The following is a 17095-nucleotide window of genomic DNA, read 5'->3' on the forward strand; positions in this document are numbered from 1 at the left end:
TCGCTATCGCATCGGCCTGGCGCTGCGCGCGTCGTTCAAGCGCCGCGCGTGTCGCGGCCTGTTCGGGAGCTTCCCGTCAAGGGGCGGGATTCGGCTGCTGCTCATGCAGCGCATCGATATGCGAGAGCAGCTCGGGCGTGAGTTTGACGTCCACGCTCGCGATGTTTTCCTTCAGCTGTTCGAGCGACGTGGCACCGATCAGGTTGCTGGTGAGGAACGGCCGGCTGTTGACGAAAGCCAGCGCGAACTGCGCGGGCGTATAGCCGTGCGCTCTCGCGAGCTCGACGTAGCGCGTGGTCGCGGCCACCGATTCCGGCTTGCTGTAACGCTTGAATCGCTCGAAGCGCGTGATGCGCGCGCCTTCCGGACGCGCACCGCCCTCGTACTTGCCCGAGAGCCAGCCGAACGCGAGGGGCGAGTACGCGAGCAAACCCACGCCTTCGCGATGCGTGAATTCGGAGAGGCCGCTCTCGAACGTGCGGTTGAGCAGGCTGTACGGATTCTGGATGCTGACGATGCGCGGCAGCCCGAGCGTTTCGGCAGCGCGCAGGAATTGCGCGACGCCCCACGGCGTCTCGTTCGACACGCCGATGTGGCGGACTTTGCCCGCCTTCACAAAATCGGCGAGCACGCTCAGCGTCTCCTCGATCGGCACCGTGTAGGTATCGTCGATATACGGATAGGCGTTTCGGCCGAACGTCATCGTGCTGCGGTCGGGCCAGTGCAACTGATACAGGTCGACATAGTCGGTCTGCAGGCGCTCGAGGCTGCCGTCGAGCGCTTCGGTCAGGTTCTTGCGGTCGAACTGGTTCCCGGGTCCGCGAATATGCTGGGGATTGTGCGGCTGGCGTGCGGGGCCCGCTATCTTGGTGGCAAGCACGATGCGTTCGCGCGCCGAGCGATGTCTGGCGAGCCAGCTTCCGATGAATCGCTCGGTCTGCCCCTGGGTCTCCGGGCGCGGCGGCACAGGGTACATTTCCGCCGCGTCGATCAGCGTGACACCCTGGTCGAGCGCATAGTCGATCTGCTCGTGCGCCTCGCGCTCGGTGTTCTGCTCGCCCCAGGTCATCGTGCCGAGGCCGATCAGACTTACCTTGACGCCGGTATTGCCGAGTGTGCGGTATTCCATGGAAACCTTGTCCATCAGTGCGGTTGGGGAAACGGTGAAACTACCACGGCACCGGAATTTTTTTAAGGAGACGCCGAATGAACCGCAGCGCGCCGTGGCGCGAGGAGACGTGCCAGAATCGGCACATGCGCCCACGAGGAGGATTCGGCATGGAACACCGACGCAGCTACGAGTACATGGGTTTCGACATGACAGCCGGCGTGGACGGCGACCATGAAGCCGGCTTCTTCGTCTCGACGCAAATCATCCAGAGCCTCACGAGCAGTGAAACCGGCAACGTGCCCGTCGACGGCGTCGCTGCGGGCCGATTCCCCACTCAGGACAACGCGTTCGATGCCGCCTTCGACCGCATTCGCGAAGCTATCGACAAGCGCGTGCGCGACGCGTCCTGAGTCGTACGAGTGCCACGGGACGCACCTGACGACACCGCAGGCGCACCTCAAATGCGAAAAGCCGGATGTCGAAACGACATCCGGCTTTCTTGCCGCCCGGCTCGCGAGCGGCTCGGCAACTTCAGCTCGACTTACTGGCCAAAATAGACCGATTGCGACGCCGGGGCCTTGACGTGGCCGCCCGACTGCGAAGCCGAGCCGGCCACACCGCCGTAGGCCGTTTCGGCGCCTTGTGCCTGGACGCGCTCAGCGGCGACGGTCTGCACGCTCTGGCCGCGCTGCGAAGCAGGCGCGCCGACGTCAGGGCGATAGAACGGTGCCGGGCCGTAGCCGCTGGCGAAGGCGGGAGCGGCGACAGAAGCGGTAGCTGCGACCAGCAGCGCTGCGATCAGTTTGGTCTTCATGGTGGACTCCATATTCAGGTTCAGTTGCGGATCGGGATGGCGCCTCGCCTGGGAGGTCTGTGCCCATGAGCTGCGTCAACGGAACCCAGTGTATACACCTACTATCGGAAAATAATCGCGATAATCCGAATTTACTATTCTGGCTTCGGAAACAATCGCGGGAGGCAATACCGGCGGGGGTGAGCGACGAACAGACCCTAAAAGTCGGCTCTAAAAATTGGTGCGACGCATCAGATTTCCAGGCAGATGACATACCACTGGCAGGGTCTTTCTGCGGCGGAAACCCACTGGAAACGCTTCCCAACGCGCAACAAGCGAACTTGGCACAACCCGCAAGGGGCAGAAGCAGTAACGCCAACATGCGCTAAAATGCAAGGTTGATCCACGCCAGCCGTCTCCCGTCCCCATGTCCGCCAACCGTCAAGCCAGCCCCCGTCGCGTCTGTGTCGCGCCGATGATGGACTGGACCGATCGCCACTGCCGATCGCTGCATCGTTTCATTTCCCGGCATACGTGGCTGTATACGGAGATGGTGACGACGGGCGCCCTCCTTCACGGCGACGTGCCGCGCCACCTCGCCTTCACGCCGGCGGAGGCGCCGGTTGCGCTTCAGCTGGGCGGCAGCGAGCCCGATGATCTCGCGCGTGCCGCGAAGCTCGGGGAACAGTGGGGCTACGACGAAATCAATCTGAACTGCGGCTGCCCTTCCGAGCGCGTGCAGCGCGGCGCCTTCGGCGCGTGCCTGATGAACGAGCCGCAACTCGTGGCGGACTGCGTCAAGGCCATGCGCGACGTCGTGTCGGTGCCGGTCACGGTCAAGCACCGAATTGGCGTCGATGCGGTCGAGAACTACGCGTTCGTGCGCGACTTCGTCGGCACGATTGCCGAGGCGGGCTGCGAAGTCTTCATCGTCCATGCGCGCAACGCGATCCTGAAGGGCTTGAGCCCGAAGGAGAACCGCGAAATTCCGCCGCTCAAGTACGACTACGCGTATCAGCTCAAGCGCGACTTCCCGCAACTCGAAATCGTGATCAACGGCGGCATCAAGACGCTCGACGAAGTCGAACAGCATTTGCAGCACGTGGATGGCGTGATGCTCGGCCGCGAGGCCTATCACAACCCCTATGTGCTCGCCGACGTCGATGGGCGCTTCTACGGCGCGACCGATGCAGCGCTCACGCGCGAAGAGGTGGAAGCCAGGCTCATTGATTACTGTGCGGGCGAAATCGCACGCGGCACCTACCTGGGCGCAATCGTGCGCCATGCGTTGGGCCTCTATCGCGGCGAAGCCGGAGCGCGCGGATGGCGCCGCGTTCTCTCGGACAGCCGCAAGCTCGCAAAGGGCGACCTCGCCATCTTTGACGAGGCCCGCGAACATCTGCGCCTTCCCGATGAAATTCTTGAATAAAGGGCTAGGCAAGCCAGCTTTGGTATGTATATAATCTTGCTTCTTGATTGACGCCGCTTTCGAAGCAGCGCCGATTGGGGAAACAGCGGTGGCTGTAGCTCAGTTGGTAGAGTCCAGGATTGTGATTCCTGTTGTCGTGGGTTCGAGTCCCATCAGCCACCCCAAAGAATTCAGCAAGATCAAGCGCTTAGCCGCTGCCGATGATTGCACATAGCAAAATTCGGAACGAAATTTGAGATTTCGGAATTGAGCCCGCACACAGTTGCGGGCTTTTTTACGCCGGTTCGAAGTGCGCAAAAGCACATTTGCCTGTGCATACGTACAGTGGTCGAGAATTCATTGGGCGCGGTCGAATAACAAATCATTGGAAGTAGCGAATCCACCGTAGCGGAGCGAAGCTTTGGGCAAGAAAATTCAAAAGCAGCTGTTCTATAAACACGCGCAGTTTTTGACACCAGAGCAGCAGACGCTGCAGGTAATGTTCACTAAAGCGATTTCGGCTGTTCCTATCGCGCAACGCGGTGAGTCAAGTTCGTCCGTCACCCCTACCGGCACCGGGGGCGCGTGGGTGCGCCTAGTGAACTCGCCGCGCCACTACGCTGATTTCTCATTTGGCGTGCTCGTGCTGTACTCGCCGGGCATTCACCATATGGTCATCAACCTCGCTGCTGCCGAAGGCAAGGATGAGCTCGATGTCTCAAAATTTCCTCCGCCGACAGGCAAGCAATTTATGGAGACGCCGCTCTATTTCGCGATCAAAGATAACCACATCGTCTTGATCCAATCCAAGGCACTCCGCGCACCAGATTTGGAGCGCCATCTCAACTGGCTTTTCGAGATCGCCGGTGTCATGGAACCGGAGCAGCACATAGTCCTCTCGGACGCTATTCCGCAGTCGACCCGCAAGCGGCTTGAGAAAGAGCCTGTTCGAAAGATCCAGATAGGCGTGCCACTGGTAGAACAGTCAACGGCTCAAGCTGCTACCGTACTGAGTGCAGATGCGCCGACTTCGCTTGCGATCAAAGATAAGGTCGCTTCTGTGAGCAAGGTGGCACTTGGCAAAGGCATCGACGTGCTGAAGGGTTTCTTGGCACCAAAGGCTCTCGAAGCGCTAAAATTTGATGATCTAGCGCAGGCGCATGACATTGAGGTAAACGTTGAAATCCGGGTCGTCGGTCGCCGCAAGAAGGCGAGCAAGGACGAGCAGATTCGAGAGCAAGGCGAGTCGGAAAATCGCCTGATGGGAGCCCTGATGCGGGAGTTGAGAAACGTCGAAGACGTAGATTTCCTGCATATTGAGACCGAGGGCGGCGGCCATCTGCATGGCGGCGAGCTCCGAGTGCAGGTCGAAAAAGGCATCGACAGCTCAGAAGGCGTTCTTGACACAAGCCACGCGTTTGAAGTGATGCGAAAGTGGCTGGTGGACCTGATAGGCCAACATACCATCGAATTGGACTGACTAAAATGAAGCTCCTAGGCGCGGTGGTTGGATTAGCGGTGGTCTGGGCGCTGTTTCGTTTTTTTCCGGACAAGCTCGCCGCAGTGCCATTAACCGCCAGCGCGGGGGCTGTGCTCGCTGGGATCGCAACGACGCTGACCGCCCCATGGGCGGTCGCACTCGCGCGACTTAGCGTGTTTGAAAAGCTGGACGATCTAACATCCAAGCAGCAGGACATCGCGATCGGGCGGGCCCGATCAATGCGTCGCTTTATCATCCAAAGCATTTTCGTCAATGCACTCACCGCGATAGCGTGTGCGCTTGGCCTGTTTTTCTCCGCTAGCTCAGCTCCCGTGCTCTATCTTGTCGCAGCCAGCTTTTGCGTTTGGCTGGTTGGTTTTTTTCAGGCCTATCGGTGCTGGGTCGCGGCAGACGAAAGCCGTCTGTCGCTCCTCGCGGCGCAAGCAAACGAACGAAAACGAAAGAAATATCTCGATGCATTGGTCGAAGCAGACCGGAAAAGTCCTGTGAACCGACAAGACCCTCATCTGAATGGCTACAGTCGGTGACTTCCGCCACCGAATATATAAGGCTCCCGGCTAGGGAGCCTTTTTGTTTTGGGTGATTCGCGCAGCGGCCGGAAGCCCTTGACGCATCGGGAATGCGGCGAATCCAGACCACATTCTCCGCATAGACTGCGGCGATTTCGAATCCGGAAACGCGCTAGACTACTGTATGTTTATACAGTGGTATAGCTAGCATGCCGCATCGCCCTCCACTCACTGCAGAGCGCCTCGCCCAGATATGGGACGCGCACCCCGAGCCTGTGGTGCTCGAGCTTCTGTGGGAGATCCACCGGCTGCGCGCGACGATCGCCCGAGCAGACCAAGTGCGCAAGTTCATGGGGCCGCACGGCCTGCACAGCGTGCCCGGGCCGGTGTGGGAATGCTTTAACCGCGAGCTCGACGCCGAACCGTGCCTGACGGATCCACTGACCGCACGACAGCGGGCGCTCGTCGACAGGCTCATTGATCGCTCGCCTCGCGGCCTGGATCTGTACGACCGGGAGGACGATGAAAAATGATCGGCGCGTCAGCTCAGGCTTGATGCTTGCGGCACTGTGCGCAAGAGAACTAAACGCGCGGCGTATTGCGCCGCAGAGTTTTCAGACGGCGTGGACTGAAAGCACATTGTCTGATACCTTACGTATCGGTTGCGTCGACACTCCGCAACCTCCAGCAACCTCCCAGCTGGAAGACAATGCTTTAGGCCGCCGCACTCCAGGGCGGCCTCTTTTCATAGTCACCATCAGCCGCTGGAGCCGGCGCGCGCGATGAGACCCTGCCCCTGCTCGCTTGAGCGCTTGGACGAAACGCAGCGCGACCGGAGCGCAGTCAAGGCTGACTGGCGCGCGAGCAGCACGGGCTCGCTGAACACATGGAACCATGGCGGTTTGCCGCACAGTCGAGACGATTGAGATTCGACGGCATGGTCAATGCGCGCCGTCCCGGGTGGCTTGGAAGACTGGTTCTCAGCTGCGGGGGACTCCCGCGCTGGCCGAAGCGCGTTTTACGGCTGCTGCTTTCCCCCGGAAGCAGCAGCTCTTTTTCATCTTGCCAGTGATGCGCTGACTGCTTGGCGGTTCTTTCATCACCGCGCTGCCGATTGTGTGGCACAGCCAGGCGTCTTCGGCCTGACCGCGCACACATACGCCTGCAGCGCCTTCACTTTGTCGATTTCGTGCTGGTCGTCTCCAGCGACCCGGAAAACGCGTTCTGCAACCGCTGGGTCGAGGTCTGCGACGGCGGCGCCACCATCGCCCACGCCGGCGGCGCCGGGAGATCTGGTGACGGCGTTGCCACCGACTGCAGCGCAGTTTCGCACTGCGACGCGCACGCGCTCAGTGCCAGCAGCGAGAGCACTGCGATAGTTGCGGTTATCAGCTTCATGAGCATCCTTCTCCTGTGTGATTGCGGCATCCGCCGCGGCTAGCGCGTCCTGCGCCACGTTGTGCGCGTCGATCGCGCGTTGCTCGCCCTCCAGCGCCGCGCGCGACACGTTCAGCATGTCGTTCGCGTGCTGCTCGTTGTCCTTCGCTCGAGCGGCCTGCTCGGCAGCGAGTTGCCGGGCACCGATCAAGTGCGCCACCTCGGCGCCGGCCGCCGCGCCCAGCAGCGCAGCGATCAGGTACGGAATCAAAGCCTTCAGCATCACAGCCCCCTTTCGCAGAGCGCGCGCTCGTCGGCGCGCCGTTTCACCAGACCGGGCAGCACCCTGCCGCCCGACGTCACCCACTGCGGATGCCCCGCGTCCGATTCGTTGATCGCCCGGCATGCGCCGCGCCAGTCGCCCGCATTGAAGCGGCGCGCCGTCGAGCTGCCGCAGTACGCGTTGGCGCCGATGTTGTAGGCGAAGCTCACTGCAGCCGCGAGCTGGTACGCGTGGCCCGCGAGAGTCGGAGTGCACTTAAGCACTGGCTCGGCGTGCGCGATGAGCTGCGTTTCGAGCGACTCGCGGCACTCGGCCTCGCTGTATCGCTTTCCGACCACGACGTCATGCGTATCGCCCATGCACTTCGTCGGGATGCCTACCGGGTCGCGATAGCCCTGATAGACGACACCCTCGAAGCGCGGCACGACAGACAGCAAAAGGGCCGCAGACGCGGCCCCAACGACTCCAACCAGTGTTTTCCTCGATGCACTAGCCACCGTGTTCCTCCAGCTCGTGCAGGCGCGCGTCCGACTCGCGCTGATCGCGCTGATCCTTGCGCCACATGAAGTAGGCGTTGAGCCCGAACGTCAGAATCGCAGTGGCGATACCGACGATCACGCCAACGTCCGTCAGCGTGAGTGCGGAGCCCAGCGATACAGCGCTCCCCGCATAACTCGTTGCCTCGCTTGCACTGACTCGCATCCATTCCCCCGGAAATGAAAAAGGCCGCTCGCGCGGCCATAAAAAAAGCCAGCTGAATAGCTGGCGTGGCTACTCCTACTCGACGGCTTCAGGTGCCGTTCAGATACCCTTTGTACCGGTCCGCTAGATCGTCAGCGATCTTTTGAATGTGGAGGTTTTGGACGTAAGCGTCCGGCGTTCGGCAGTCCGTGCCCATGTGCCCGGCTGTAACCTGGTCCGAATACGCAAGAAGCCCCACCGGCGTCAACGATGATTGCGCCGCCTTGTTAATCGCAGTCACGAGGCCATCGGACGCGGTATTTTGGTTCGCCACGTCGCATGTCACGATCGGCATGATCGCGAACACACGTTTTCCCGACACCATTGCACGTTGGTTGAAGACATACAAATCCTGCGCAAACTGCGCTTCTGCCGCGAGCTGGGCAGGATCGTCAGCCTTTGTGAACATGTCGTCTAGCTGAAAATTCACGACAATCCACTCGCTGGGCTCAGTCTTGAACTGATCATTCGTCGGCGGAAGTCCATTGTTCTCGCCCATCACGATCTGGTGTAGCGTCGTGCCGTCCATGACGCCAGGAGTGACCTGCGCGGGCACGCCGCGCGACGTAAGCGCATCCTGAAGCGTCTGCACAGTAGCCTGCGCATCCGATGCGGGACTCGAAACCACATCGGCCACTGCGGACGAAATAAAGCTGAATTGGGTTCGCGCCACTTTCGCAGTTGTGCCGGTCGCGAGCGGGTTGCCGTACATGGAAACTGTGAGCTGCTTCTTCGTGGTGGCGCCGGTATCGTTGCTGCTGCTACCGCTGCCGCCACCGCCGCACGCGGCAAGTGCGACGCACCCCAAGAGCAGAGCGCTCAATCTCTTCTTCATTTTTTTTCCCCGGATTGGTAGTTCTCGTTTCGCTGCGGCATTAAGTTTACAGATATATTTCCACGCTGAAAGGTTCGTGCGAAAAATACCCGCCGCGCATCATTCGACGATCGTTGCGCCCGCAAAGGCGTACCGATTCGGGAAACCCGGAACCACACTGCCATCGGTCGGCTCCGCTTCCGCGAGCTGCGCCTCAACATACGCGAGCGTGTTCTCCCCGGGCGCCGGAATGCCATGAAGCTGAATCTGTTGCGTATACATCGCGAACCTGCCGGCGTCCTTCGCATCCTTCGAAAGAAACGATGCGACAGTCGCGCCAACGAGATTCGATACATAGTCGAGCGACACCTGCTGCACGACGTGATACGACGCAACGGCGCCGGTGGACGGGGTAACGTAGTCTTGCTGAAGTGGCATGCTCCCTCCTAGATAATGCCGGTCATGTCGAGCACCATGAATCGGTATGCAGTCGCCTCGCGAAACCCAACGAATTGATTGCCACGCGTGCCGTTGAATGTGTGGAATTCCCACGTGACGGTGCCGCCCGAGACGGCAATTCCGCTCATCGTCGTTTCACCTTGGCCGCCGTTGTTGTCGCCCGAGTTGAACATGTAATGCGCCGGCCAGCATCCCGCGATTGCGACATTGGCGCCGTACGTCTGACTCTGCGTGTTCGTGCCAGGCATCGTCGTGCCGCTCGCGTCCCAGCCCGACCCACTTAGATACTGGCCCGACTTCACATCGATCACGCGCGCAAACGGCTTCGCAGCGTCGGCGATCAGGACACCCGACGCGCTGAACACCTGCAAGCCGAAGTTCGAAGCCGTGACGGGCACATTGTCAAAGACATAGAGCCTCACGACCGTCTGAGCCGCCCCGATGAATTCCGCCGTGTACGTGTTCCCCGACTGGGAAAACCTCCACGGCGTCACCATTACCCCTCCATCAGCCGTGAAGGCAAACAGCGGGTTGTTCGCTGTGAATGTGAACGTGGTGTGCCAATACGTTGCGTTGAACTGCGTGCCGACATTGTTGTAGACCGTGGGCAACGACTGAGACTGCAACGTCTGAGCGAGCGACGAAATCAGCTGGAAATTTGGATTCAGCCCATCGATCTGCACGAGCCCGGTATCGGTGAAAGCCTGAAACCCTGCCGTCATCAATACACCCCCACAATCAAGGTTCCCTTGACCGGCTTCCCGTACGTGAGCCCAGATAGCGAGCTGTACGCCCAATACACTCCGTTCGCGTCGATCGTGATGATTGGCGAGGCCGTCTCGTTAGAAATGTGGAAGTAGAGTTGGTCAGGCTGAAACGACCAGAACGGCGTGCCGTCCGAAAGATCAACGGGATAGGAGCCGTTTGAACCCTCGATGCGCTTAATCCCCTTGATGCGACCAAGCCTGCTGGTCGCATCAAGCACAAGCTGACCGTTCGCATTCCATATCTGAAGTCCCGCCGTCATTACCAGAGCCCCAGCCGCACGCGCAGCGTGCCGTTGTTGTCGTAGACCAGCAGCGTCGAATCGTTCAGCGTCATATACCCGCTGCCGCCGTTCGCGCCGTTGAGCGTCAGCGTGCCGTTCTTATCGAGCTTCCAGCGCGGCTGCCCGTTCGCACCGACTGCCGTCGACTGGATCACGTCGCCGATCATGGCGTTCTGGATCCAGCCCGTGCCAATGAAAGCCTGGCTGATGAACACCTGACCGCCCTGCACGATGAACGGCGACGACACAGCCGACCCGGTGTTGTCGAGGATCGCGAAACGCTGCGCCGCGACAAGCACCTGCGACTCGACCACGCCGCTGCTGTTGTCGATCCCGATGCCGATCCCAGCGACGTACGTGCGGCCGCCCGTCGTGATCTGTGTCTTGATGGTGTAGGAGGCCGACAACTGGCCATTCAGGTTCGCATACGACTGCGCCACGGTTTGCACTGCCGCCGTGTTCGAGTCCGCCTGCGCCTGCACCGTCGTGACCTGCGTTGCCAGCGCGCTATCACCATCGACTCGGGCCTGAGTCTCCGTTTGCACCGCCGCAAGCAGTGTCGCCTTTGTCGAACTCATCTGCGCCGTGGTCGTCTCGATGTTCTTCGCAAGCGCCATGTCGGCTTCAGCGCGCGCCGACTGCTCCGACCAAACGCCCGCATACACCTGCGTCGAACCAGCATAGCCGCCATCGTCGCCCGCCATGTTCGGCACGAGCACCTGGGCGCTCACCTGGTCGAGCCGGTTGGAGAGCGCGGTGTCGCCTGCAACGCGCGCCTGCTGCTCGGTTGTGATCGCTGCAGCGTTCGCCTCGACGTTCTGCTGCAGTCCCGGAATCGCGTTGATCGGATCGAGCACATCACTTGCGAGCTGCGTCTTCGTGATCACGCCGGTGAGGTACGACAGGATCTCATCGGCATCACTGCTGCTCTGCCCGTTGACGCCCGCACCGTCCGGATACCACGGCCCGATGTTGCCCGACGTGTCGACGAGGCGAGCCCAGAAGTAGAACGACTGCCCCGCGGCGAGGCCCATCAGGTTCGCGCGCGCCTGCGGATACGCGTAATCGGACAGCTTCACGGCATCGTCGCGAACCGGCGTCTTGCTGTACCAGATCTCGGTGCGCTGCGTATCGTTGGCCGAGCCGTCGGCCGGGAACGTCCAATCAAGCTCGATCGCGAAAACCTGCGTCGTGGTCGTCAGCGACGTCACCGCCGGCGGCGGGCTCGTCTTGCCGGTGAGCGCCGTTTGCACGCTGTATGCCGGTATTGACGTCACGCCAAGCGCGTTCTGCGCTCGCACGCGGGCGATATAGCTGCCCTCGTAGATGCCCGCAACCTCGACCTGCAGGCCGCCCGTCTGGTTAGCCGAGACCCACTCGCCGTTGTCCTTCTGCCACTCAGGTATGTAGTTCACCGCCTTGTCGGCGGCATCCCACGCGATCACCATGTTCGTCTTGGCGATGCCCTGATCAGTAAACGAATACGTCGAGACGCGCACGTTCGTCGGCGGCGTTTGCACTGACGGCGGAATGATCGTCGTCGGTCGCTGCTGGATTTGCGCTCCGTTGTCGATCGCTGCGTACTTGCCAGGCTCGTGCTGGGCTGCTGTGATCGTGTAGGTGATCTGCCCGTTGTCCGAGCTCTCTTCGACGCCCGTTACCCGGAAAAGCTGCGACACTAGGTCGGCGCTCTCCAGCATCCACACGGCACCGGCCACAGCATCCTTGTCGAATGCCGTCGTCATTGTGAACGTGTCGCCGTCCACCGACTGCACGCTACGCGCCTGCGCGATGCCGTCTGGCATGATCACGGTGAGGATGTCACCGGCCGCCGCCGTCGGCGCCTTGTCGAGCACTACCGTGCGCCCGCTCATCGAGCGGATGCGACCGCCGATGCGTCGGCCCGCCTTGTTCGAATCGGCGACGGCGATCACCTCGCCAGGCGTGCAGAGCGTGCCATCTAGACCAACCTGAAACGACACAGTGTTCGTCTCGTAGCGGCTCGTTAGCAGCGTCCACAAGCCAAGCCGGTGCGCCTGCGCCTGCGACGTGGTGCCGAAAGCCGTGATCTGCGCCTTGACGACGCCGTAGCGCGCGAGGCCGTCATCGTCAGCCACATATTCGACGGCCTGCTGATACTTGTTTGCCGGGTCATTCCAGCTTACCTGCGCGACGGTGTAACGAGACTTGCGCTCCGAGCCGGTGTACGAGAATTGGCCGCCAACGACGTTCGCCTGCGTGTACACATGGACCGGATCTGACGGCATGTCAGCCGTCGCGACGACATTGCCCGCGCCCCAATACGCCTGCCCGCGAAAGATGCTGGCAATGTCCTGCAGCACCTTGAAGGCGTCTGCTTGCGACTGGATCACGCAATTGCACGTGAAGCGGGGCTCCTGGCCGCCCTTGCCATCCGACACCATGGCGTCGCAGTACTGCGCGATCTCGTACAGCGACCACTTGTCGAGCGACGACGCGTCGACGAACTTGCCCGCGCCGTATCGATCGTTTTGCACGAGGTCGTAGAAGATCCACGGCGGGCAATTGGTCCACGCCTGCTTGAACGTTCCATCCCACGCGCCCGAATACGTGCGCGTTTCCGGGTCGTAGTTCGACGGCACGCTGATGATGCGGCCTTTCACGTCAAACGAACGCGTCGGCACCGAGCTGAATGACCGCGCATCGAACTGCATGCCGACGAGCGCGCTCATCGGATAGCGCAACTTGCGATCGATGATTTCGGTGATCGCCTCGATGTTGACCGTGTCCTGAATATAGGTGTTGTGCGCGTTCGCGGTGATGCGCCGCACGCGCACCAGCCACCCGGTCGTCGCGGCAGGAAGCTCAATGCGCGCGCTACGCTCGTACAGCGACGTCGTCTTGCCGTCGAAGGCGCCGGTCAGTACCTGCGCATACGAGCCGCCATCGACAGCGATGTCGATCGCATATGCAATGCGATAGCCGGTCACGTCACCGGTCGAGGTGTTCGTCTGCTCGAGCGCGGGCACGCCGAAGCGAATGCGCACCGCAGTCAGTTGCGTATTCTCCACCTGACGCACCCACGGCGTGTCGCTCGTGAGCGCGACGCCGATGGCCGTCTCGTTCTCGACCGACGGAAAGCCGCTCAGAAATTCCTGATCCTGCGTGCCAACGCGCGTGTCAACCGAATAGTTCGAGAAGTTGGTCGAGCCGTCGCCGTTCTGGATCGGCGTGCCGTCGAGAAAGACGGATTGCAGGCCGTTGACCAGGCCGACAATCGGCCCTTCCGAGATGAGGTCGAGCACCTTCGCGTAGGCGATCGAATGCAGGCTATCCGGCGATTCCGACGGCGAGCCGCCGCTACTGCTGCCCTTTGCACCTGAAATTCGCATCAGCTTTGATCCTCGGCATAAATGCCAGAACTGATCACCTTCGAACCCACCACCATGCGCCCGTACACAATGGGCACTGGCTCGCCCTGTGCAGAGCTGTTCACCGGACCATTGAAGTAATACGAGGTGCCGTTGTTCGTGACACCTGCGAGCCCGCCCGTCTGCGGGCTGAGCATCTGCACGACGCCGCCGAGCGCCATCGAGACGCCGAGCCCGATCAGTTGCGCGCCCCACGCCTGGCCGTACGCCGATGCAACCGCGCCCACCACAACGAGAGCGGCGCCGAAAATGGTCTGGAACAGGCCGCCGCGCTTGCTGCCGAGCAGCACCGGCGCCACGCGGATCTCATCGGCGCCGACTGGATACTCAAGCTCATCTCGCGTCAGGTTCTGTTTGCCGACGAATACGGCGAACGTCAGGCCCCGCTCACGCGACCGCGCCATGAATTGACGAAAGCCGGGCAGCACCACGCCAAGCGCGCGCATCGCCTCCGATGAGGAGTTGACAGCGAGGCGGTGCACGCGCCCGAAGCGCGCGCCGAGCACTCCGTACAGCCTGATCGTGCGCAGTTGCTCGCTCATACACTCCCCTTGTATCGCAGCACCGTGCGAAGGCATTGCGCCCACATGCCGCCCCATACGGCGCGACCGGAAAGGCGTCCATGCATGTGGTGTAGAAACTGCCCGTCGCCGAGATAGACGCCCGCGTGATTCGGCACGCCGTTGCGACTGCGGATCTGCATCAGCAGCACGTCGCCGGGCTGCAGCTCGCCGGCGGGCCCGACGTCTTCGAAGCCCGCGGCGCGATAGTTGTCGAGGTAGAGCGACGAGTGACCATCGTCCCACCAATCGTCGCGGCGCTCGAAGTCCGGCAGCTCGACGCCGCGCTCAAGCCGATACCAGTCGCGCACAATCGCGAAGCAGTCGTGCACGCCGTGCGCGAACTGGCGCCCGATGAGCGGCGCGACATATCCGCTCGGCCCGAACTCGCACCAATCATCGACGGCGAGCGATCCGTCGGCCTGCACGCCCAGCGAGACGATCACCCAGCGCGCAATGCCGCTCTGCTCACACATTGCCCTGTCGGCAGCGCTGGGTCGCGCTGGCGCGCCCGGATGCGAGTGCACAAGCGCGACGATCTCGCCTGCGTCCTCAGTGCGCGCATAGTCCTCGCCTGACAGCACGAATTGCTCGCTCGGCGTGGCCGCCCAGTTCGCGCACGGCATGTACGTTTCCGTGCCCAGGACGAGCGCCACAAGCCCGACGCACTCGCGCGGGTATTCCGCGATCGCATGCGCGGCGATCGCGGCCTTCGTCGTTTCGTTCATTCAGGAAAGCGTGTCGCTCAAGAAGCCACCGAAAGGCAGCGGATTGTTCGCGCCGAATCGGCACTGGCAGCCGCTCGTTCGCATGCTGCAGCGGTCGAGCGCCGGGTCGGTCACTGCTCGGTCACTCGCATCGAAATACGCGGTGCCCGTATAGCCGCAGTTCGCGTCGCGATACTTCCACTGACAGATGCTCACGATCTGGCGCGCGGGAAGCTGCTGCCCGCCAAAGTCAAGCGGAGAAGCGACAGTGAATTCGACTTGCAGACCGGGCTGCTCGTTGGTCTTTTGCTCCACGCGCCAGATTTCCGCCGGCATCTCGGCAGTCGGATCCGCCGTCAGGTTGCCGTCGGGGAAGTTGACCGCGTCGAGATACTTCCCGAGCGTACGGCGGCGGCGCACCGTCGCGCCTACCAGATCTGCCAGATAGACGCACAGCGCCGAGATCGTGCCGTTGATGTCGCCCACCGTGAGCGTCGGCGTCGGCTGCTGCGAATCGTTCGTGCGCTTGAAGCCAGAGGCCTGAATCGGCCACGGCTTGTACTCGTTGCCCTGCCACCATATCGACGTCGATTGCAGGTGTCCATGGAATCGCAGCATGTCACCGCCGATCCCCGTGCAGTCCACCTCGAACATCTCGATCAGACGGCCGGGCTCAAGCTGCTGAACGTCCGCTGTGATGGTCATAGTTGCACAATAGCAATTTGATTGGTTGGACCGTCAGCGACGGATGTGGTAGACGTAGAACAGCTAACGCGGAAATCAATTGTTGTCCCAGCCGCCACGTAGACCACTGCACAGACGGAGAGGCTGTACTGGCCTGTGGCAATTGTCTTAATGTCGGACTGGAATTCCCCACCGTTTAGAAACACGCGGAGCGCTGCGACTCCGGAGCCTCCAGATGTATTCCAGAATGCCCTACCGGTCACCAAATACATACCGGCTACAGGTGCGGTAAATACCCCGTTGGACGAATTCCAGCCGCCCCCAACATTTCGCGTTGGGGCGTCGTACGCCTGGAGCAGAGCCGTTGTCGTAGGTACTGTGTAGGATCCGGAGTGAGTAGCCACCGCGATAATGCGCTGTGCACCAAGAGCACCAAGACTTGATTGCGCAACAGCGGCAGTAGCGAAGTTGAGCGCGGCGGACAGCGTCGTCTGCCCTGTAACGCCGAGTGTGCCGGCCACCGTAGCATTGTTTGCAACGGAGAGCGTCCCGATAGTCACAAGCCCCGTAGCGTTAGAGACGTAGATAGGGTTATCTACAGGTGCCCCGTTAACATAGCGTTGTAGTCCCCAATCACGCGACGCCATCAGCCACGTAGCCCAAGCAGCGCTACCGTTGGATTGATAACCGTAGCCTCCCTGACTATTACCGGATGTGTCATTGATCCATGAGGTAGCACCCGCGTACGACACCTTTGTAGCGCCCCCGGCAGTCAACGTGCCCGCAGCAGTGATCGCCCCCGTAACGTTCAGCGTGCCCGAAGCAGTGACAGCACCTGTAACGTTCACCGTACCGGAGGCAGTGAACGCGCCCGCCACGGTCAGCTTTCCCTGCACAACCTCATCGAGAGCTTTCTTGCGGCCAATCGTGCGCCACACCGAAACGCCGTCGGTTTCCCACGTCAACATCTCTCCGGGCTTCACCACCACGATCACCGGTGACGCATCGCCACTTCCCGTTGCGATAGCCATCGTGATGTCATAGGCTGTCGCGAGGTTGTGGACCGCAACAAGCTGATCCGCGCCTGTCGTGGCCGCCGCCGGGAAATGCACCGTCGCGGCTGCAGTAGGCGTGAAGTTGATGCGCTTGCCCATGTCGGCGACCGTCAGGTCGCGCACTGCATTCGGCGACGAGCTCGTGAGCGTGGCCTGCGTGCTGAGCACATCGACATTCGCGTTTGCCTTCACATTGGCAGTGCGAACGGTATCACCATCGGTGCCCGTCGGCGCAGTGCCAAGATTTACTTTCTGGAGTGCCGTCATGGTGCGTTACGGTGCAAAGGTTTGGTTGAATGTCGCTGTGATCGTGTACGCCGGGCCGTCTTTCGTCGGCTCCGTGTAGGTCTCGCATGTGAAGAGCAACGCCTGTGTTCGCAGCGGAGGCGTCCACAGGAAAGCCGTCGCGCCCGCGTGAGCGTCGAGGAACGCGACGATTGCCGAAATCGTCGCCTCGTCGTCGACGAACTGAAGCTGAAACGACGACACGCGGCTGTTAATGCCGTCCGCCGTGCGCTGCGTGTATCCGTCGCCGAATTGCGCCTTGCGCACGCGCTGCGTTGCCGTCCCCGTCGACTGAGCAGTCGTCGGGTTCCAGTTGAAGGTGTCAGCCATTCATGGACTCAATAAAAAAC

20 protein-coding genes and 1 tRNA gene are annotated in these 17095 nt (G+C 61.4%); 6 read left to right on the forward strand and 15 right to left on the reverse strand.

What is annotated here, in order from left to right; all coding sequences use genetic code 11:
* Positions 1-76: 76 nt before the first annotated feature.
* Positions 77-1129, reverse strand: a complete 1053-nt coding sequence (locus VSR34_RS00870; RefSeq protein ID WP_342961612.1) for an NADP(H)-dependent aldo-keto reductase — start codon at positions 1127-1129, stop codon at positions 77-79.
* 149 nt (positions 1130-1278) lie between these two features.
* Here VSR34_RS00870 and VSR34_RS00875 point away from each other — a divergent pair, with 149 nt between their 5' ends.
* Positions 1279-1521, forward strand: a complete 243-nt coding sequence (locus VSR34_RS00875; RefSeq protein WP_342961613.1) for a hypothetical protein — start codon at positions 1279-1281, stop codon at positions 1519-1521.
* Between the two features lie 131 nt (positions 1522-1652).
* Here VSR34_RS00875 and VSR34_RS00880 read toward each other — a convergent pair whose 3' ends face one another.
* Positions 1653-1925 (reverse strand): hypothetical protein, encoded by a 273-nt coding sequence (locus tag VSR34_RS00880; protein WP_028209974.1) that lies wholly within the window; start codon positions 1923-1925, stop codon positions 1653-1655.
* Positions 1926-2331: 406 nt separating this feature from the next.
* On the opposite strand from VSR34_RS00880, the gene dusA reads away from it, so the two are divergent.
* From dusA to VSR34_RS00905, 5 genes are all read left to right on the forward strand, one after another.
* The gene (gene dusA / locus VSR34_RS00885; RefSeq protein WP_342961614.1) at positions 2332-3333 is read left to right on the forward strand and encodes a tRNA dihydrouridine(20/20a) synthase DusA; all 1002 of its coding nucleotides are present in this window, start codon (positions 2332-2334) and stop codon (positions 3331-3333) included.
* A gap of 88 nt (positions 3334-3421) precedes the next feature.
* Positions 3422-3497 (forward strand) — tRNA-His (locus tag VSR34_RS00890).
* Positions 3498-3733: 236 nt separating this feature from the next.
* Positions 3734-4792 carry a hypothetical protein gene (locus VSR34_RS00895; RefSeq protein WP_342961615.1) on the forward strand — a complete coding sequence of 353 codons (1059 nt, stop codon included), beginning with the start codon at positions 3734-3736 and terminating at the stop codon, positions 4790-4792.
* Positions 4793-4797: 5 nt separating this feature from the next.
* Positions 4798-5340, forward strand: coding sequence for a hypothetical protein (locus VSR34_RS00900; RefSeq protein ID WP_342961616.1), 543 nt, complete (start codon positions 4798-4800; stop codon positions 5338-5340).
* Positions 5341-5600: 260 nt separating this feature from the next.
* Positions 5601-5855 carry a hypothetical protein gene (locus VSR34_RS00905; protein ID WP_342961617.1) on the forward strand — a complete coding sequence of 85 codons (255 nt, stop codon included), beginning with the start codon at positions 5601-5603 and terminating at the stop codon, positions 5853-5855.
* A 566-nt stretch (positions 5856-6421) separates the two neighbouring features.
* On the opposite strand, the gene VSR34_RS00910 is transcribed toward VSR34_RS00905, so the two are convergent.
* From VSR34_RS00910 to VSR34_RS00970, 13 genes are all read right to left on the reverse strand, one after another.
* Complete coding sequence (locus VSR34_RS00910) at positions 6422-6982, reverse strand: lysis system i-spanin subunit Rz (RefSeq protein WP_342961618.1); 561 nt, start codon at positions 6980-6982, stop codon at positions 6422-6424.
* Positions 6982-7479 (reverse strand): lysozyme, encoded by a 498-nt coding sequence (locus VSR34_RS00915; RefSeq protein WP_342961619.1) that lies wholly within the window; start codon positions 7477-7479, stop codon positions 6982-6984. The genes VSR34_RS00910 and VSR34_RS00915 overlap by 1 nt, the downstream gene beginning before the upstream one ends.
* Entirely contained in the window at positions 7472-7684 is a 213-nt protein-coding gene (locus VSR34_RS00920) for an HP1 family phage holin (RefSeq protein ID WP_342961620.1), read from the reverse strand. The genes VSR34_RS00915 and VSR34_RS00920 overlap by 8 nt, the downstream gene beginning before the upstream one ends.
* Before the next feature lie 88 nt (positions 7685-7772).
* Positions 7773-8558 carry a hypothetical protein gene (locus tag VSR34_RS00925; protein ID WP_342961621.1) on the reverse strand — a complete coding sequence of 262 codons (786 nt, stop codon included), beginning with the start codon at positions 8556-8558 and terminating at the stop codon, positions 7773-7775.
* Positions 8559-8657: 99 nt separating this feature from the next.
* Positions 8658-8975: a hypothetical protein gene (locus tag VSR34_RS00930; protein ID WP_342961622.1), complete on the reverse strand. Its 318-nt coding sequence runs from the start codon at positions 8973-8975 to the stop codon at positions 8658-8660.
* Between the two features lie 8 nt (positions 8976-8983).
* A complete protein-coding gene (locus VSR34_RS00935; RefSeq protein WP_342961623.1) occupies positions 8984-9718 on the reverse strand; it encodes a hypothetical protein in 735 nt (244 codons plus the stop codon).
* Complete coding sequence (locus tag VSR34_RS00940) at positions 9718-10023, reverse strand: hypothetical protein (RefSeq protein ID WP_342961624.1); 306 nt, start codon at positions 10021-10023, stop codon at positions 9718-9720. The genes VSR34_RS00935 and VSR34_RS00940 overlap by 1 nt, the downstream gene beginning before the upstream one ends.
* Positions 10023-13415 carry a phage tail protein gene (locus tag VSR34_RS00945; RefSeq protein WP_342961625.1) on the reverse strand — a complete coding sequence of 1131 codons (3393 nt, stop codon included), beginning with the start codon at positions 13413-13415 and terminating at the stop codon, positions 10023-10025. The genes VSR34_RS00940 and VSR34_RS00945 overlap by 1 nt, the downstream gene beginning before the upstream one ends.
* Entirely contained in the window at positions 13415-13996 is a 582-nt protein-coding gene (locus VSR34_RS00950) for a tail assembly protein (RefSeq protein WP_342961626.1), read from the reverse strand. Before VSR34_RS00950 ends, VSR34_RS00945 begins: the two co-directional genes overlap by 1 nt.
* Complete coding sequence (locus VSR34_RS00955; RefSeq protein ID WP_342961627.1) at positions 13993-14742, reverse strand: C40 family peptidase; 750 nt, start codon at positions 14740-14742, stop codon at positions 13993-13995. The genes VSR34_RS00950 and VSR34_RS00955 overlap by 4 nt, the downstream gene beginning before the upstream one ends.
* Positions 14743-15426: a phage minor tail protein L gene (locus VSR34_RS00960; protein ID WP_342961628.1), complete on the reverse strand. Its 684-nt coding sequence runs from the start codon at positions 15424-15426 to the stop codon at positions 14743-14745. It lies immediately after the preceding gene.
* Entirely contained in the window at positions 15423-16727 is a 1305-nt protein-coding gene (locus VSR34_RS00965; RefSeq protein WP_342961629.1) for a hypothetical protein, read from the reverse strand. Before VSR34_RS00965 ends, VSR34_RS00960 begins: the two co-directional genes overlap by 4 nt.
* Before the next feature lie 6 nt (positions 16728-16733).
* Complete coding sequence (locus tag VSR34_RS00970) at positions 16734-17075, reverse strand: phage tail protein (protein ID WP_342961630.1); 342 nt, start codon at positions 17073-17075, stop codon at positions 16734-16736.
* Between the last annotated feature and the right edge of the window lie 20 nt (positions 17076-17095).

Origin of the sequence: Paraburkholderia sp. JHI2823 (assembly GCF_038900695.1) — a bacterium.
Taxonomy (GTDB): Bacteria; Pseudomonadota; Gammaproteobacteria; order Burkholderiales; family Burkholderiaceae; genus Paraburkholderia; species Paraburkholderia mimosarum.

Excerpts from the sequence above, each read along its gene's own strand:
- VSR34_RS00870 (WP_342961612.1), bottom strand. The coding sequence starts at position 1,129 with ATGGAATACCGCACACTCGGCAATACCGGCGTCAAGGTAAGTCTGATC.
- VSR34_RS00875 (WP_342961613.1), top strand. The coding sequence starts at position 1,279 with ATGGAACACCGACGCAGCTACGAGTACATGGGTTTCGACATGACAGCC.
- VSR34_RS00880 (WP_028209974.1), bottom strand. The coding sequence starts at position 1,925 with ATGAAGACCAAACTGATCGCAGCGCTGCTGGTCGCAGCTACCGCTTCT.
- dusA (WP_342961614.1), top strand. The coding sequence starts at position 2,332 with ATGTCCGCCAACCGTCAAGCCAGCCCCCGTCGCGTCTGTGTCGCGCCG.
- VSR34_RS00900 (WP_342961616.1), top strand. The coding sequence starts at position 4,798 with ATGAAGCTCCTAGGCGCGGTGGTTGGATTAGCGGTGGTCTGGGCGCTG.
- VSR34_RS00910 (WP_342961618.1), bottom strand. The coding sequence starts at position 6,982 with ATGCTGAAGGCTTTGATTCCGTACCTGATCGCTGCGCTGCTGGGCGCG.
- VSR34_RS00920 (WP_342961620.1), bottom strand. The coding sequence starts at position 7,684 with ATGCGAGTCAGTGCAAGCGAGGCAACGAGTTATGCGGGGAGCGCTGTA.
- VSR34_RS00925 (WP_342961621.1), bottom strand. The coding sequence starts at position 8,558 with ATGAAGAAGAGATTGAGCGCTCTGCTCTTGGGGTGCGTCGCACTTGCC.
- VSR34_RS00930 (WP_342961622.1), bottom strand. The coding sequence starts at position 8,975 with ATGCCACTTCAGCAAGACTACGTTACCCCGTCCACCGGCGCCGTTGCG.
- VSR34_RS00935 (WP_342961623.1), bottom strand. The coding sequence starts at position 9,718 with ATGACGGCAGGGTTTCAGGCTTTCACCGATACCGGGCTCGTGCAGATC.
- VSR34_RS00940 (WP_342961624.1), bottom strand. The coding sequence starts at position 10,023 with ATGACGGCGGGACTTCAGATATGGAATGCGAACGGTCAGCTTGTGCTT.
- VSR34_RS00945 (WP_342961625.1), bottom strand. The coding sequence starts at position 13,415 with ATGCGAATTTCAGGTGCAAAGGGCAGCAGTAGCGGCGGCTCGCCGTCG.
- VSR34_RS00950 (WP_342961626.1), bottom strand. The coding sequence starts at position 13,996 with ATGAGCGAGCAACTGCGCACGATCAGGCTGTACGGAGTGCTCGGCGCG.
- VSR34_RS00955 (WP_342961627.1), bottom strand. The coding sequence starts at position 14,742 with ATGAACGAAACGACGAAGGCCGCGATCGCCGCGCATGCGATCGCGGAA.
- VSR34_RS00960 (WP_342961628.1), bottom strand. The coding sequence starts at position 15,426 with ATGACCATCACAGCGGACGTTCAGCAGCTTGAGCCCGGCCGTCTGATC.
- VSR34_RS00965 (WP_342961629.1), bottom strand. The coding sequence starts at position 16,727 with ATGACGGCACTCCAGAAAGTAAATCTTGGCACTGCGCCGACGGGCACC.
- VSR34_RS00970 (WP_342961630.1), bottom strand. The coding sequence starts at position 17,075 with ATGGCTGACACCTTCAACTGGAACCCGACGACTGCTCAGTCGACGGGG.